This is a genomic window from Actinophytocola sediminis, from assembly GCF_054779715.1.
The window spans coordinates 118,305-132,978 of the sequence record NZ_BAAGXS010000018.1; the positions used below are offsets into that span (position 1 = coordinate 118,305).

General features: G+C 71.1%; 15 protein-coding genes. 5 read left to right on the forward strand and 10 right to left on the reverse strand.

The genetic code is table 11. The annotated features are described in order from the left end of the window. Window positions 1-9: 9 nt before the first annotated feature. Both ACYVIP_RS10885 and ACYVIP_RS10890 read left to right on the forward strand, forming a co-directional pair. A complete protein-coding gene (locus tag ACYVIP_RS10885) occupies window positions 10-912 on the forward strand; it encodes an ABC transporter ATP-binding protein (RefSeq protein ID WP_460394792.1) in 903 nt (300 codons plus the stop codon). Next, entirely contained in the window at window positions 909-1,670 is a 762-nt protein-coding gene (locus ACYVIP_RS10890) for a hypothetical protein (RefSeq protein ID WP_460394794.1), read from the forward strand. Before ACYVIP_RS10885 ends, ACYVIP_RS10890 begins: the two co-directional genes overlap by 4 nt. Before the next feature lie 224 nt (window positions 1,671-1,894). Here ACYVIP_RS10890 and ACYVIP_RS10895 read toward each other — a convergent pair whose 3' ends face one another. From ACYVIP_RS10895 to ACYVIP_RS10910, 4 genes are all read right to left on the reverse strand, one after another. Continuing rightward, window positions 1,895-3,457: a glucuronyl esterase domain-containing protein gene (locus ACYVIP_RS10895; protein ID WP_460394796.1), complete on the reverse strand. Its 1,563-nt coding sequence runs from the start codon at window positions 3,455-3,457 to the stop codon at window positions 1,895-1,897. 180 nt (window positions 3,458-3,637) lie between these two features. Beyond that, on the reverse strand, window positions 3,638-5,227 hold the full coding sequence (locus ACYVIP_RS10900; RefSeq protein ID WP_460394799.1) for a pectate lyase family protein: 1,590 nt from the start codon (window positions 5,225-5,227) through the stop codon (window positions 3,638-3,640). Between the two features lie 117 nt (window positions 5,228-5,344). Further along, the gene (locus tag ACYVIP_RS10905; protein ID WP_460394802.1) at window positions 5,345-5,659 is read right to left on the reverse strand and encodes a hypothetical protein; all 315 of its coding nucleotides are present in this window, start codon (window positions 5,657-5,659) and stop codon (window positions 5,345-5,347) included. Window positions 5,660-5,695: 36 nt separating this feature from the next. Then, window positions 5,696-6,508 (reverse strand): bestrophin-like domain, encoded by an 813-nt coding sequence (locus ACYVIP_RS10910; RefSeq protein WP_460394805.1) that lies wholly within the window; start codon window positions 6,506-6,508, stop codon window positions 5,696-5,698. A 275-nt stretch (window positions 6,509-6,783) separates the two neighbouring features. Between ACYVIP_RS10910 and ACYVIP_RS10915 the strand changes: the two genes are divergently transcribed. From ACYVIP_RS10915 to ACYVIP_RS10925, 3 genes are read left to right on the forward strand one after another with little or no spacing between them, the layout of a single operon-like run. Continuing rightward, window positions 6,784-7,104, forward strand: coding sequence for a hypothetical protein (locus ACYVIP_RS10915; RefSeq protein WP_460394808.1), 321 nt, complete (start codon window positions 6,784-6,786; stop codon window positions 7,102-7,104). Between the two features lie 25 nt (window positions 7,105-7,129). Beyond that, window positions 7,130-8,410 carry a nucleotide sugar dehydrogenase gene (locus ACYVIP_RS10920; RefSeq protein ID WP_460394811.1) on the forward strand — a complete coding sequence of 427 codons (1,281 nt, stop codon included), beginning with the start codon at window positions 7,130-7,132 and terminating at the stop codon, window positions 8,408-8,410. A gap of 59 nt (window positions 8,411-8,469) precedes the next feature. Beyond that, entirely contained in the window at window positions 8,470-9,003 is a 534-nt protein-coding gene (locus ACYVIP_RS10925) for an EF-hand domain-containing protein (protein WP_460394814.1), read from the forward strand. 52 nt (window positions 9,004-9,055) lie between these two features. Here ACYVIP_RS10925 and ACYVIP_RS10930 read toward each other — a convergent pair whose 3' ends face one another. Genes ACYVIP_RS10930 through ACYVIP_RS10955 form a run of 6 tightly spaced genes read right to left on the reverse strand, consistent with a single transcriptional unit; the run spans window position 9,056 to window position 14,673 of the window. Continuing rightward, the gene (locus ACYVIP_RS10930; protein ID WP_460394817.1) at window positions 9,056-9,460 is read right to left on the reverse strand and encodes a DUF6917 domain-containing protein; all 405 of its coding nucleotides are present in this window, start codon (window positions 9,458-9,460) and stop codon (window positions 9,056-9,058) included. Further along, window positions 9,453-10,379, reverse strand: coding sequence for a Gfo/Idh/MocA family protein (locus ACYVIP_RS10935; RefSeq protein ID WP_460394819.1), 927 nt, complete (start codon window positions 10,377-10,379; stop codon window positions 9,453-9,455). The genes ACYVIP_RS10930 and ACYVIP_RS10935 overlap by 8 nt, the downstream gene beginning before the upstream one ends. Continuing rightward, entirely contained in the window at window positions 10,379-11,500 is a 1,122-nt protein-coding gene (locus tag ACYVIP_RS10940; RefSeq protein WP_460394822.1) for an Ldh family oxidoreductase, read from the reverse strand. Before ACYVIP_RS10940 ends, ACYVIP_RS10935 begins: the two co-directional genes overlap by 1 nt. Next, window positions 11,497-12,795 carry a M20/M25/M40 family metallo-hydrolase gene (locus ACYVIP_RS10945; RefSeq protein ID WP_460394824.1) on the reverse strand — a complete coding sequence of 433 codons (1,299 nt, stop codon included), beginning with the start codon at window positions 12,793-12,795 and terminating at the stop codon, window positions 11,497-11,499. The genes ACYVIP_RS10940 and ACYVIP_RS10945 overlap by 4 nt, the downstream gene beginning before the upstream one ends. Next, window positions 12,792-13,661 carry a sugar phosphate isomerase/epimerase family protein gene (locus ACYVIP_RS10950; protein ID WP_460394827.1) on the reverse strand — a complete coding sequence of 290 codons (870 nt, stop codon included), beginning with the start codon at window positions 13,659-13,661 and terminating at the stop codon, window positions 12,792-12,794. Before ACYVIP_RS10950 ends, ACYVIP_RS10945 begins: the two co-directional genes overlap by 4 nt. After that, the gene (locus ACYVIP_RS10955) at window positions 13,651-14,673 is read right to left on the reverse strand and encodes a Gfo/Idh/MocA family oxidoreductase (RefSeq protein ID WP_460394829.1); all 1,023 of its coding nucleotides are present in this window, start codon (window positions 14,671-14,673) and stop codon (window positions 13,651-13,653) included. The genes ACYVIP_RS10950 and ACYVIP_RS10955 overlap by 11 nt, the downstream gene beginning before the upstream one ends. Window position 14,674: the final 1 nt, after the last annotated feature.

Consider the following 14,674-nt stretch of genomic DNA (forward strand, 5'->3'; position numbering starts at 1 on the left):
TCCCAGGGGGTGCCCGTGTCGGCCGAGGCGATCGAGGTCCGTGACCTGCGCAAGACGTTCGGCCCGGTGAAGGCGGTCGACAACCTCACCTTCACCGTGCCCGCCGGCACGATCACCGGGTTCCTCGGACCCAACGGCGCCGGCAAGACCACCACCCTGCGCTGCCTGCTCGGCCTCGTCGGCCCGACGAGTGGCACCGCGACCATCGGCGGCCTGGCCTACGCCGACCTGCCCCAACCGGCGGCCACCGTCGGCGCGATGCTCGAGGCGTCGAGCTTCCACCCGGCCCGCAGCGGCCGCAACCACCTGCTGGTCTACTGCACGGTCAACGGCTTTCCGGACCAGCGGGCGGACGAGGTGCTCGAGCAGGTCGGGCTCACCAAGGCGGGCGGGCAGAAGGTCCGCGGGTACTCCATGGGCATGCGCCAGCGGCTCGGCCTGGCCGCCGCGCTGCTCGGCGACCCCAAGGTGCTGATCCTGGACGAGCCGGCCAACGGGCTCGACCCGGAGGGCATCGCGTGGCTGCGGGCGTTCCTGCGCCGCATGGCCGACGACGGCCGCACGATCCTGGTCTCCAGCCACGTACTGAGCGAGGTCGAGCAGACCGTCGACAACGTGGTGATCATCAACCGGGGCACCCTGGTCCGCCAGGGCACGATCGCCGAGCTGGCCGAGCACGCCGGCCAGACCGTACTGGTCCGCGGGCCCGATCTGGACCGGCTCATCTCCGCGTTGCCCGAGCAGGCGAGCGCCACCCGCCAGGACGGCGCCCTGCGGGTCACCGGCCTGACCACCGACGAGGTCGGCCACCTCGCCTTCACCGAGCGCGTCGAGCTGCACGAGTTGACCGCCGAGCGCAGCGACCTCGAGCAGATCTTCTTCGCGCTGACCAGCGAGGGAGACCCGCGATGATCCGGCTGATCCGCGGCGAGGCCCGCAAGCTGTTCACCACCAAGCTGTGGCTGTGGATGACGCTCGGCGCGCTCGCGATGACCGCGATGTTCTTCGGCTTCACGATCGCGTTCGACGGCGCGGAAGGCAACCCGCAGCCCCCACTGTCCACACCGGAGGGACAGCGCAACCTGTTCGGCTCGGCCTCCGGGGCGGGCGTGCTCGCGCTGATCCTCGGCATCATCGCGGTCACCGGCGAGTTCCGCCACCAGACGGTGACGCCGACCTTCCTCGCCACCCCCCACCGCGGCCGGGTGGTGATCGCGAAGCTGCTCACCTACGCGCTCGCCGGCATCGCCTACGGCGCGGTGGTGCTGCTGTTCGCGATCGCGCTGGCGCTGCCGTGGCTGGCCGCCAAGGACATCGACGTCTCCTTGTCCGCCAACGGGATCCCGGGCGCGCTGGCCGGCACCGTCGCCGGTATCGCGGTCTACGCGGTGCTCGGTGTCGGCATCGGCGCCCTGGTACGCAACCAGATCGCCGCGATCGTCGGCTCGCTGGTCTACCTGTTCGTTCTCGAGTCGTTCGTGGCCGCGCTGCCCACGATCCGCGACTACTACAAGTTCTTCCCCGGCGGCGCGAACGCGGCGCTGACCGGCACCTCCCAACCGGGCGTCGACCTGCTCGCGCCCTGGCAGGGCGGCGTGCTGCTGGTGGCCTACGGCCTGGTGTTCGCGATCGCCGGCACCAGGCTCGCGGTTCGGCGCGACGTGTCCTGATCGGACACTGATGTGTCTACAGTGGACGAATTGGCCGCCCCCGCCTGAACAGCATGTCGGCGAGGTCGACCGGTCGTCGGTCGGCAGGAACTCACCGTCGGTGTTGCGATAGCCCCTGGTGCGGCACCGCCGTTCTCGCAGGCGCATTCGCGTGGCCGATGGGGCGGCCCGATGCGCGCGGATCGGGGTCGCGCGCGCACCGGGCCGAGAGGGTGGGGCAACTGCTACCCGGCAGCACAGGTCGGGGTCGGCCCGGCGCCGGTACCGGTGCCCTGGAAGCCGAACTCGGTCCACTGCCCGGCGGCGAGCGCGCCGTTGTCGGCGGTGTTGGTGAACTGGATCGCGCCGCTGCTCGCACTGCGGTTGGTGTTCCAGGCGTTGACCACCGTCGCGCCGGAGGGCAGCGTCAGGTCCACCCGCCAGGAGCCGATCGCCGTGTCGCCAGCGGTGACCCGGACCGTGGAGACGAACCCGCCCGGCCACTGGTTGGTCGAGACCGTCGCCGCGCAGCCATCGGCGGGCGGATCGGTCGGCGGCGGCTCCTGCGGTTCGCCATCCGACAGCGTCGGCGTGGTCCAGGTCCGCCATTCGGCCAGGTTGGCCGGTTTCCTGCTGGAGATCCGGATCACCCCGGGAGCGCTGCCCGAGTTCTGCAGGAACCGTTGGATGCTCTGCTGGATGGGCGTACGCCAGTCGGCCCGGACCGCGCAGTGGTTGCCGTCCTGGACATCGGACCAGTAGCTGATGTTGCCGCCGGCGCCGAGTGCCTTGTAGACCTCGGCGCCGCCGAGCGCGGACACCGCGCCCGAGCGCGCGCCAAGCCAGTCGATGTGCGGGTTCTCCATGATGAACAGCCCTCGGGGCGCGATCATCCCGACCACTTCGTGCATGTCGACCGGCAGGTTGGCCGGGTTGCCGGTGAACGAGCTGAACGCGTCGCCAAGCCACGGCTGCTCACCGTAGGCGCTGCTCAACGGTTGGGCGCCGGACTCGGTGGCGACCCCGCGCAGGATCGGCGCGCCGGCGCTGCCGGACTCGATCGGCATGGTCAACCCGATGCGCTGGTCGAACGCGCCGACCGCGAAGGCGCCCTTGCCGTACCGCGAACAGCCGGTGACGCCGATGTCCGCGCGCAGCACGGTGCCGCCGGACTGTTCGATGACGTCGATGATCCGGCTGGCGCCCCAGGCCCAGGCGGCCAACAGCCCGGTACTGCTGGTGTTGCCGTAGATGCTGTAAAACGCGCCCTGCTTGTTGTTGCGGGGCGTGCCTTCCCGGCCGACCGCGAGCGGGTCGTAGTTGATGACCGCGGCGCCCGCGTTGCGGATGGTGGTCGTGTCCGCGCCGAATCCGCCGAGCACGATGACCGCCGGGAACGGGCCGGTGCCGCTCGGCAGCTGCACGCTCGCGGAGAAGCTGGCACTACGGCCGTTGTGCGACACGTTCACCGTGATGTTGCTGCTGGACACCGTTCCGGTGACGCTGGTCGGCTTGGCCGGCTTCTCGCCGAAGACCGTGCGCTCGGCCAGTCGCTTGATCTCCGCGCGCCGGCATCGCCAGTCGGACTTGGCGGTGATGCGTTCGCCGTTCAGTTTCGTGAAGGGGTCGGGTAGCCGGGAGTTCGCCGGGAACGATCCTGGCAGGGTCACCTGGCAGTCCGCGCCGTCGTCCTCGACCCCGGCGGCGAGCGGGGCGGGTGCGACGGTTTCCGCGGCCACCGTGACGTTTCCGACCAGGGCGAGTGCCGCGGCCAGCACGGCGACCACACATCTGCTACCGATCGACATTTCGCTGCCTCCATCTCCGATGATGGGACCGAAATTCTCGGAAATATACCGGAAATAGCATATGGCGGAAAACCACTTCTGGTCAACAGTCCTACCAGTGTGCGGTTAATTACCGAAAATGAACCGAAAGCCAGTGCGGCCGCGACCCGTGGTCGCGGCCGCGCCGGCCTGTTCCCCCGGTCAGCCGGAGATCCGGCCGACTCCCGCGCCCGCGGTCACGGACGACTTGACCGCGCTCGCGCTCTGCGGGGTGTACGGGTAGGGCACCCCGCCGACCGAGCCGCCGGTCTGGCACGACCCGGAGCTGACGAACTGGTTGTTGAGCGACCGCAGCGATCCCTCCGACGAGTCGCCCTGGCCGAGCTCGCACGGGGAGTCGGTGTTCTCGAAGGAGTTGCCCTCCACCAGCACCGCGGCGTCCTCTGTGGACGCGACACCGTAGTCGTCGACCGAGGAGTAGTAGTTGTTCAGCACGTGCACCACGTTGCCGAACCGCACACGCGGGTTGCGCTGGCCCGTGTTGTCGAACCAGTTGTTGTGGTAGGTCACCCGAAGCCGGCCGACGTCCTGCGCGCTGTTGTCGTCGTCGTGACCGAGCAGCATCGTCTTGTCGGTGCTGGCGAACCGGTTCCAGGACACCGTCACGTAGTCCGAGCCGCGCTTGATGTCCAGCGACCCGTCGTAGGCCGGCCGGAACTCGTTGTGGTCAAGCCAGATGTGGTGGCTGAACATCTGCACGTTGACCGAGTCGTCGTCGGCGTTCTGGAAGATCAGGTTCCGCACGATGACGTTGTGCACCGCGTTGGCCGGCGGCGAGGTGATGCTGTCGGACAACGGCAGCCCGATGTTCAGCCCACCGCCGCTGATGCCGGAGTTCGAGCCGACACCCACGATCGTCTTGTCCGAGGACACGTCGTGCATGCCGTCTGGCACCGTGATCATGCCCTGCACCTGGATGATCCGCGCGCCGGACGCGGCGATCTCACTGAGCAGCGCCGAGGAGCTGGTCACGGTGACCGTCTGGCCGCCGGCGCCGCCGGTGGTGCCGCTCTGACCGAGCCCGTCGAGTGTGGCGTAGCCAAGCTGGCCGGCGGGCGGGTCGGTCGGGTCGTCCGGCGGGTCGCCGCCGTCGACGGACTCGACGCTCACGTCGTCGAAGGACGCGGTGGCGTTGAAGGTGGCCAGGCCGGTCTGCCCGGAGGAGAACTGGCTGTCGGTCGCGGTGGCGACCAGGTTCCCGTCCACGTAACCGCGCAGCGTGCTGCCGGACACCTCGATCCGCAACGTGTACCAGCTGTTCGTGCTCACCGTGAGCGCGGCGCTGGCCAGTGTGCTTCCCCTGCCGTCGACCAGTTTCTTGAGCTGGACGGTGTTTCCGCTGCGCACCGAGAGGTAGTAGTAGCTGGTCGCGCTCTGTGCCCTGGCGAGCAACGCGACGAACCGGTCGGAACCGTTGAAGGACAACGCCTTCACCCGGGCCTGGACGGCGTAGTCGGTCCAGCTCGACGACCCGGCCAGCGCTCTGGCGTCGCCGCTGTTCCCGCTCTGTCGCGCCGACGGGGTGCCGTCGGTGGCCACCGACCAGCTGCCGCCGGAGGTGGTCCAGCCGGCCAGGTCACCGTCCTCGAAGGTGTCGGTGAACAGCGTCTCGGCTTGCGCGCTCGGCGCGGGTGCGACGAGTGCGAGCACGACCGCGCCGAGTGCGCCGAGCACAGTGAGAATCGTGCTGGTGCGCCTGGTAGTTCGTCGTGGATGGGCTGTCTCCAACATGGCGAGTCTCCGTGTCGTTCCGTCCTCTGTGGACCTGGTAGTCCGCTCAACCACAGGCTATGGACGGCCGAATGGAGAATCGCGGCCAATACGTGGACTTTGCCGCGACCGGTGTGGTCAGGCGCGGAACGCGCCGACCGAGGAGACGTGCATGGAGGTCCCCGGCGCCAGCTGGGCCAGCGGCTCGAGCGGGATGAGGCACCACGGGTCGGCGAACGCCTCGATCACCCGGTCGGTCTCGTTGAACAGGACGTGCGTGCCGAGCGGAAGCCTGTTGCAGCCGCTCGGGTTCTCCCACACCCGTACCGGGAGCAGGTCGCCGACGAAGGCCACGACCCGGCCGGTGGCCTGCGCGGTGGCCGACGGCGCGGCGAGGGTGGTCAACAGGACGGCGGCGGTGACGGCGAGGGTGACGCTGCGGCGGATCGACATCGGTGCTCCTTGGGTGATAACGGTTTCCGGTCAGGCTCAGATACGGTTGCCGTGCTCGTCGCATGGCAGGCGGTCCGATCCGTACTCCTCGGCGAAGTCCTCGCTGATGTCCGCCTCGGTGAAGGTCATCTCGGTCGGGCCGATGCTGATGGGTCCGGCGAAGGGGGTGTCGACGTCGCGGATCAGCAGCATCGAGGCGACGAACAGCGCCGTGAGCACGGCGACGGCGAAGATGTGTACCTGGCTCTCGCGCAGCCGGATCGAGTAGGCGTAGCCGGCCACGGTGAGTGCGAGCGTGAGCGCCATGAACCAGTACACGATCTCGGGAATGGCGGGGGTGGACTCGCTCACCCTGGACTGTCTGGCCTCCGACCGGTCCCGGTCGGTGTTGACCAGGATCTCGAACACCGAGCCCTGGTCGGTCGCGGCCATCTGCTTGAGGTAGGTGCGCAGCTGGGTCGTCCAGACGCTCGGCGCGGACGACTCGCCACCGCCGGCCATCGCGGGCCACGAATGGTGCCGGACCGCTTTGGCGTAGCAGACGGTGACCGCCTGCAGGGGTTCTCGGTACTCGGCGGGGGCGTAGTCGGCGGTCTCGAACATGTGGTCGATGGTGGACGCCTCGCGCGCGGCCGCGTCCTCGGCGCCGCTGTAGGACTCGGCCGCACCGACGAGGACGAAGGCGAGCACGAGCACCGCGAGGGTCTCCAACGGGCTGACGAGGTCGGTGACCGATGGGCAGTCGTCGTTGTCGCGCCTGCGCAGGAGCCGGTTGCCGAGCAGGCCGGCGACGAGCGCGAGCACGATGATTATCGAGGCGACCACCACGGGACGGAAGTATTCAGACATTGCCGATAGGCTTCCAAACGTTCGCCAGTCGGGTTACCCGCCGAGGTGACCGAGCGTGCGTGCTGACCGCGATTTCTCACTCCAACGCGTAGCGAAACTCCCGTCCGGCGCACGATTCCACGAGCCCTCCGGTGGTCGGATTTACCGACCGAACGACGAAGCGCTCCGATAGTGCACACCATTAGGTGTTGTGCTGGTCGGGGTAAACCCGGTACCGGCCCCGCGCTGGTAATTTCGTAACCGCCATGAGGACAAACCGAAATCGGGAGACCTGCATGAGGCACGTTCGATCGATCCTCGGGGCGGCGGCGGTCGCCGCTCTCCTCACCGGCGGCGCCGGGATGGCGCGGGCCGAGTCGGACGACGCCAGGGCGACCGGCTCGGTGCTGGTCTTCGAACACGAGCTCGCCTCGACGACCCGGTTCGACGACCCGACGGGCTGTGTCAAGCTGCCCCCGACGGCCCACCTGCTCACCAACCTGACCGACGCCGACATCCGGGTCTACGCCGACCCGTTCTGCCTGACCCCGAGCCTGGTCGTGCCGCCGGGCACCGGCGCGCACCTGGCCCCGCTGTCCGCGAGCTTCTCCGCTTGATCGCGCTCGTCGCGAGGAGCCGTCGATGACGAGCCCATCCCTCGAGTCGTCGTTCGACGTGGTCGTCGTCGGGTTGGGCTACGTCGGGCTGCCACTGGCCAGCCACGCGAGCCAGGCCGGGCTCACGGTCGCCGGGCTAGACGTCCGCGCCGAGGTGGTCGCGGGCCTGGCCGCCGGCCGCTCGCACATCGCCGACGTGCCGGCCGCCGACGTGCTGCTGATGGCCGACAACGGCTTCGTGGCGACCACCGACCCCGCCGTCATCGCCGGCGCGGACGTCGTGGTGATCTGCGTGCCGACCGGGCTGGACCAGGCCGGCCGGCCCGATCTGGGCGCCGTGCGCGCCGCCACCGCGACGGTCGCCGCGCACCTGCGGGTCGGCGCGCTGGTGGTGCTCGAGTCGACCAGCTACCCCGGGACCACCGACGAGGTGGTCCGCCCGATCCTGGAGCGGCACACCGGCTGGACCGCCGGCGAGGAGTTCCACCTCGCGTTCTCCCCGGAGCGCATCGACCCCGGCAACGCGCGCTTCGGCGTGCGGAACACACCGAAGATCGTCAGCGGGCACACGCCCCTGTGCGCCAAGCACTGCGCGACCTTCTACGGCCAGTTCGTGGACACGCTGGTGATCGCGCGCGGCACCCGCGAGGCCGAGCTGGCCAAGCTGCTGGAGAACGCCTACCGGTATGTGAACATCGCGCTGGTCAACGAGCTGGCCATGTTCTGCCACCGGCTCGACATCGACGTGTGGGACGTCCTGCACTGCGCCGGCACCAAGCCCTTCGGGTTCGCCCCGTTCTCGCCGGGACCCGGCGTCGGCGGGCACTGCATCCCGGTCGACCCGAGGTACCTGGCCGCCAAGGCGGCCGCCGAGGGCTTCTCGTTCGGCCTGCTGGACGCCGCGAGCAGGGTCAACACCGGCATGCCCGCCTACGTCGCCGGGCGGGCGGCCGGGCTGCTCGCCGCGCACGGCCGGCCGGTCGGCCAGGCGCGGGTGCTGCTGCTCGGTCTGACCTACAAGCCCGACGTCGCCGACCCGCGCGAGTCGCCGGCCGTCGGCGTGGCCGAGGAGCTGACCCGGCTCGGCGCACGAGTGCTCGGCCACGATCCGCACGACGCGGCGCCCGTCGGCTTACCGGCGGGCGCGGAACGGATCGATGATCTGTGGCCAGCGGTCCGCGCGGCCGATCTGACAATTCTGTTGCAGGATCACCAGACCTATGACCTCGGTCGTTTGGCCGTGGAGGCGACACTGCTGCTCGATACTCGTGGAAAAGCATTCGGCGAGCGGGTGTGGCGTCTTTGATTCACAATTGAACAGTCCACACGTGGGTCCTTGTTTCGAAACCATCCAGGAGGATATTCATGTCTACGGCCGTGCGGAACGAGCGCCTCAGGCAGCGCTTCCAGAAATGGGACGTCAACAACAACGGCTACATCGAGCGCTCGGACTACGAGGCGGAGGCACAGCGCATCATCAAGGCTTTCGGTGAGGCGCCGTCCTCGCCGAAGGCCAGGGCGCTGCTGGATGCCTACCTCGGAATGTACGACCAGCTGGCGCGCAAGGTCGGCGCGCGCCAGGGCGTCACCGAGGACCAGTTCATCCAGTACGTGGAAAGCCAGATGTTCGAGCAGGGCGACGCCGGCTTCAACCGGGTGCTCCGGCCGACCATCACCGCGATCGTGAACCTGTGCGACACCGACGGCGACGGCAAGGTCAGCCCGGCGGAGTTCAAGCGCTGGCTCGGCGCGGTCGGCGTGCCGCCCACCGAGGCGGACACCGCGTTCCGCAAGCTCGACAAGGACAGCGACGGCCAGCTGAGCGTGGACGAGCTCACCCAGGCCGTGCGCGACTTCCACGCGGGCACCAGTGATGTCTCGCTGCTCGGCGGTCGTTGAGTACCACCGCGCGAAGAAGGGCCGGTCGCCGCGTGGCGGCCGGCCCTTCTCGCTACCCGGTCGCCTGCCGGAACGCGATCCGCTGCTCGGGCACCAGGCCCAGCTCGGGGCCGGTGCGTGGCACGGGAGTGCGGACCAGGATGTTGTAGTGGTTGGGCAGGTGGCAGGCGTCGAAGCCGAGCACGGTGCCGACCGGCTCGCCCTCGATGTACAGCTCGTCGCCGCGGTCGATCACCCCGGCGGCGGTCACCTCGAGGAAGCCGAGGAAGCCCACGCGGTCGATCCGGGCGCCGGGCGAGGTCTCGTCGTGGTCGGTGGTGACCAGTTCGTGCACCTCGCCTCGGCGGACACAGCGGCTGGCGAACGGCTCCAGGCGCATGCCCCGGTCGTCGCGCCGGTGGACCAACACCTTCACCAGCAGCCCGGTGACCGTTCGCTTCTGGCCGTTCTCACGCATCGAGCGCGACCTCCTCGGCCGCCATCCGGTAGCAGCTGTCCACAAGCGACAGTTCGGCGAGACCGGTCGGCTGACACGGCCGTCGCCCGGCGACGATGGCCAGGAAGTCGTCGAGCACCCCGGCGTACTCGTGCCACAGTGAGCCCTTGAACCGTTGGTGTCCGGCCAGCATGTCCGCGCCGAGCACCGTGCCGTCGGCCAGCCGCACCTCGAGATCCTTCACCTCGCCCGGATACGACCAGTCCAGCTCGACGGTGACCGGGACGCCCGCTGTCGACTGGAGCCCGATCCGCGCCTGCCGGTCGACGCCATGGTCGTCCCTGGTGATCTCGGCGGAGACGGGCGTCAGCGGACCGAGCAGGTGCCTGGCCAGGTCGAAGGCGTTCGGCCCGTTGTCGGCCAGACAGCCGCCGCCGCACCGGGCGGGGTCCAGGTACCAGCGGTCGTCCCCGGTGTGCTCCTCGATGAGCTCCAGGTAGCGGATCCGCACCGACTCGACCGGCGCGCGGCCGGCCAGCCCGCGCACCAGGTCGGCCACGTTGTCGTTGTACCGCCGGTGGAACGCGCAGAACAGCGGCAACTCCCGCGCACCGGCGAACCGGACCAGGTGCTCGCCCTGCTCGACGGTCAGCGCCAGCGGCTTCTCCACACACACCGGCAGACCGGCGTTCAGCGCGTCGTGGCAGACCACGAGGTGCGCGTCGTTGGGCACCGCGACGATCACCGCGTCCAGCGCGGTGCCGGCGAGCATCGACCGGTGGTCGCGGTAGCAGGCGACGTTGCCGCGATGGGGCGACAGCGCGGCCTCGTTCTGGTCACACACCGACGTCAGCCGCACCGAGGACTGTCCCTGGATCGCGGACAGGTAGAACCGGGAGATCACCCCGAGGCCGATCAGCCCCAACCTCAGCGGGCGCATCAGGCCACCTCCACGGGTGCCGGTACGCCGGTGTCGGCGGCCACCGCGCACAGCTCGTCGAACAGCTCAACAGCCAGCGGAACGCCCTGTCGCCGGTACTGTTCGGCGCGTTCGGCCTCCGGCCAGCCGGGGTAGCTCACCGGCCTGTTGTCCTCAGTGGAGGGACAGTCGGCCAGCGTGCCGAACAGCACGGCGGCATCCCTGGCGAACCCGCCGTCCGGCCGGAGCAGGTCGGGGGCGATCGCCAGCAGGAACAGCCCGATGTCGTCGTCGCGGCCGGTCGGCCCGCCGTCGCCGAGCAGCGCGTCCCGGCTGGGGCCGAACGCCGCGCCCGACAGCAGCGCGGCGAGCACCTCGACCACCACACCGAGCCCGAAACCCTTGTACACCCCGGTTTCCGGGGATCCGCCGAGCCAGCGCAGGTGGGCATCGCCCCGGTCGAACGCGCTCGGATCGGTCACCGGGCGCCCGCTGTCGTCGGCCAGCCAGCCGGGCGGGATGTCCTGTCCGGCGCGGGCGGCCTCGCGGACCCGGCCGGTCGGCACCACGGTGGTGCTCATGTCCAACACGAACGGTGGGCCCGCGGTTACCGGCACCGCGACGCTCAGCGGGTTCGTGCCGAGCATCGCCAGCCGCCCGCCGGGTGGCCTGGCGATCCGCTGCCCGCCGCAGTTGGCCGCCACCACGCCGACCATGCCCCGCTCGACCGCGCGGGCGGCGTGGTGGCCAGCACACCCGATGTGGGTGAGGTCGCGGACGCTGACCAGCCCGATGCCGTACGCGCTCGCCCGGTCGACCGCGAGGTCCATGGCCGCACCGGCGGCCCACAGCCCGAGCGCGCGGTTGGCGTCGACCATCACGCACGCCCCGAGATCGCGGGTGACCGCCAACTCCGCCCGGGGGTCCACTCTGGACTCGGCGAACAGCGGCAGGTACAGCCGGGTGAGGTTGGCCAGGCCGTGTGAGCGCACGCCGGTGAGGTCGCCGTGGCACAGGGCGGCCGCGGCGGCGGCCGCCCTCGGTCCCGGCAGGCCGTGGCTGGCGAACACCGCCGTGGTGAAGTCGACCAGGTCCGGGTACCCGACCCGGATCGTGGTGGCGCGTGTTGTTGACCGCGTCATCGTGCTCCTCTTCCCTGTACGTTTCGGTCGTTGGCGAAGCAGCGCAGAATGTTGGCCACCGCGGCGGCGAACCGCTCGAGGTCGGCGAGGTCGGCGTACTCGCCGCTCGCGTGCGCGTTGTTGGTGGTCAGTGAGCCGGGTCCGAGGACCACTGTGGACACTCCGGGCAGCCCGTGCAGCCAGATGGCGTCACAGGTGAACGCCGGTTCGGCCGCCGGCCACGGCGCCACCCCGGCGCGGTCGAGCAGCCCGGCGCACCACGGGTCGGCGCCGTCGAGCGCGGGCAGCCCGCGCTTGTGCCATTCCAGGGTGGTGACCTCGGCCGCGTCCGCCGCGGTGCGCGCGAACGCCTCGAGCCCGCCGAACCTGGCGGTGAAGCTCGCCAGCCCGTCGCGCAGCGCGGTGTGCACCGCGGACTCCAGCCGCGCGCCCGCGGCGGTGGTGGCGTAGGCGAGGTTGAGCAGCAGTTGGCCACTGCCGTAGACCCGGTTGTGCATCAGTCCGGTGTGCAGGCCGGCGACGCACACCTGGTCCTCGCCGAGCGCGAGGGCGAGGTGTTGGGCGAGGAATCCGAGCAGCACGGTGGCGTTGTGGCCGGCGCCGGGGCGGTCGTCGACGGCGTCCGCGCCGCTGGTGCGCACGCAGGCGGTCATCGCCGAGGTGGCGCGGGTGAGGTAGCGCAGGCCGGTCGGTTCGCAGAACACGTTGAGCCGCCCGTAGTGACCGGCCTCGACCAGCGGCCGGGTGCCGATGGTGCCCATCGCGCCGCCCTCCTCGCCGGATACCACCTGGACGAGCACGCCGATCTCCCGGCCGAGTGCCGGCTCGGTGGCCACCGCGGCGCGGATGCCGGCCAGCAGGGCGACGGCGGGGCCCTTCGCGTCGATGGCGCCCCGGCCGGTGAACCGCACGCCGTCGAACCCGACCGGTTCGAGGCCGGCCACGGTGTCGAGGTGGACGTTGAACATCACCGTCGACGCGACCGGGGTCCGCCCGAGCGCCAGCACCAGGTTCGGCTGGGTGTCCAGGAAGTCGGCGGTCTCGGCGGCCGCGCGGCGCACCGCGAGCGGCACGTCCTCACCGGTGGCGCACGCCGGCCTTGCCGGGGCGTGGTGCACCGGGACCAGCCCGGTCGCCGCCGCGGCCGCCGCGTAGGCGCGTTGGGCCTGCCACATGCGTGCCGGTGGCCCGTCCTGGCCGTGCTCCAGCGGGTTGACGGTGGGTAGCGTCAGCAGACGCAGCAGCAGGTCCCGTTCGTGGTCGAGCAGCGGGACACTCGCGGCCGCACCGGTCATCTGCCGCGCTCCACGAGCTCACTCGGCCGGACCTCGGCGCGGACCAGCGCCTCCAGCGCCCAGCCGGCCGCGACGAACCGGGCGGGTGCGTCGGGCGTGGTCCGCGAGCCGTCGTGCGGCACGGTCGCCAGGTGCGGCTCGATGGACACCGCGCCGTGGTAGCCGTGGTCGAGCAGCAGGCGAAGGCAGTCGGCCACCCGCGCGTCGCCGGCGCCGGGCAGCGTGTAGCTGGTGTGCGCGCCGCCGCCGGTCGCGTCCTTCACGTGCACGTGGGCGACGTGTTCGACCACCTCGGCGAGCAGGTCGAGCGCCGAGTAGCCGTGCGCGATCCCGTTGCCGGTGTCGAACAGCAGCGCGAGCGCCGGGTTGTCGACCGCGTCGAGCAGGTCGAGCACGCGCTCGGCGTCCTTGGCCGCCCAGCCGGCACAGTTCTCGTGCACCAGGACGACCCCGGCCCGCGCCGCCAGGTCGGCCAGCGTCCGGATCCGGTCGACGACCCGGCGGCGCCATTCGCGCTCGCCGAGGCCGGCGTTGGGGTAGGACATGATCCGCAGGTACCGGCAGCGCATCGTCGCGCACCGACGCAGCAGGACGTCGAGCTCACGCAGGTCGGCGTCGAACGGGTCGGCGACCGTGCGGGCCCAGTTGCCGATGCGCGAGTCGACACAGACCACCGACAGGCCGGCGGCGGCCACCGCGTCCGCGACGATCGCGAAGTCCTCGTCGGCGAGGTCGGCCAGCGCGACCCCGTCCACGGTGCGCAGCTCGATCCCCGGCCAGTCCAAGGTGGACAGCGCGGCCAGCTGGTCGGCCAGCGCGGGCCCGGCCTCGTCGCCGATGCCGGCGAAGGTGAGTTCAGTCCACATGGGACGCCACCAGCGGTCGCTCTGGGGTGATCTCCGGGCGGTCCTTGGCCGCCGCGAGCAGTCGCACCACGTCCACGGCCAGCTCGAAGTCGGCCGGCCGGACCTCGCCGGGACCGGCGAAGCCGCGGTAGGCGTCGAGCAGGTACGCGCCGAGCGAGTCGTCCTGGAACACGTTGTGCTCGTGCCGGCCACCGGCCGCGACCATCAGCTGGGCGTGGTCGTCGTCCGCGCCGATCGCGTAGTTGCCGATCGCCGTGCCGTGGTCGAAGCGCAGCGTGATCCGGCGCTCCCTGACCGGTGCGGCCAGGTTGGACATCAGGTGGGTGCGTACGCCGCCGGCGTGCCGCAGCCGCAGCCCGGCGCCGCCGAGGCGCGGCACCCGCCGGTCGGCCAGCACCAGGTCGGCGCAGCTGGCGGCGGTGATCTCGGCCGGACCGGCCAGCGACAGCACCACCCCGACGGCGTGCGGCAGTTCGACGTCGAAGGCCGTCGGATGGCCGGTGGTGGCCAGCGAGCGGCGGAACCGGGGTTTGTTCTGCACGACCGACACCGAGCGCAGCCGGCCGAGCCGCGCGTCGGCGACCAGGGTGCCGAGGCGCCGGGTGAGCTCGCTGGTCAGCCACGGGGCGACCACCGCCAGCCGCAGCCCACGACGGGCGCGCAGGCGCAGGATCTCGTCGAGGTCGGCCTCGTTCGCCGCCAGCGGTTTCTCGACGATGATGTTGCGGAAGCCGTGCCGGGCGAGGTCGGTCAGCACCGGCAGCCGGACCGTCGGCGGGGTGCACACGTGGGCGACGGTGTCCTCCGGGTCAAGCAGCCGGGCGGCCTGGTCGACCGACCCGGTCCAGACCGGCTCGGTGGCCTCGGCCGCACCGTCCGGTCCGGCCGGATCACAGCCGACGACGGGCGCGGCGGTGAACGGCGAGTGCTCGGCGGTGGCGCGCAGGCGGCGCAGTACCGGCAGGTGCAGGCCCGCACCCGACCTGCCAAGGCCGATCACGAGCGACCGCATG

Coding starts and splice junctions, on each gene's coding strand:
- ACYVIP_RS10955 (WP_460394829.1), bottom strand. CDS start 14,673: ATGCGGTCGCTCGTGATCGGCCTTGGCAGGTCGGGTGCGGGCCTGCAC.
- ACYVIP_RS10945 (WP_460394824.1), bottom strand. CDS start 12,795: ATGACCGGTGCGGCCGCGAGTGTCCCGCTGCTCGACCACGAACGGGAC.
- ACYVIP_RS10940 (WP_460394822.1), bottom strand. CDS start 11,500: ATGACGCGGTCAACAACACGCGCCACCACGATCCGGGTCGGGTACCCG.
- ACYVIP_RS10910 (WP_460394805.1), bottom strand. CDS start 6,508: ATGTCTGAATACTTCCGTCCCGTGGTGGTCGCCTCGATAATCATCGTG.
- ACYVIP_RS10895 (WP_460394796.1), bottom strand. CDS start 3,457: ATGTCGATCGGTAGCAGATGTGTGGTCGCCGTGCTGGCCGCGGCACTC.
- ACYVIP_RS10925 (WP_460394814.1), top strand. CDS start 8,470: ATGTCTACGGCCGTGCGGAACGAGCGCCTCAGGCAGCGCTTCCAGAAA.
- ACYVIP_RS10930 (WP_460394817.1), bottom strand. CDS start 9,460: ATGCGTGAGAACGGCCAGAAGCGAACGGTCACCGGGCTGCTGGTGAAG.
- ACYVIP_RS10900 (WP_460394799.1), bottom strand. CDS start 5,227: ATGTTGGAGACAGCCCATCCACGACGAACTACCAGGCGCACCAGCACG.
- ACYVIP_RS10905 (WP_460394802.1), bottom strand. CDS start 5,659: ATGTCGATCCGCCGCAGCGTCACCCTCGCCGTCACCGCCGCCGTCCTG.
- ACYVIP_RS10915 (WP_460394808.1), top strand. CDS start 6,784: ATGAGGCACGTTCGATCGATCCTCGGGGCGGCGGCGGTCGCCGCTCTC.
- ACYVIP_RS10890 (WP_460394794.1), top strand. CDS start 909: ATGATCCGGCTGATCCGCGGCGAGGCCCGCAAGCTGTTCACCACCAAG.
- ACYVIP_RS10920 (WP_460394811.1), top strand. CDS start 7,130: ATGACGAGCCCATCCCTCGAGTCGTCGTTCGACGTGGTCGTCGTCGGG.
- ACYVIP_RS10950 (WP_460394827.1), bottom strand. CDS start 13,661: ATGTGGACTGAACTCACCTTCGCCGGCATCGGCGACGAGGCCGGGCCC.
- ACYVIP_RS10935 (WP_460394819.1), bottom strand. CDS start 10,379: ATGCGCCCGCTGAGGTTGGGGCTGATCGGCCTCGGGGTGATCTCCCGG.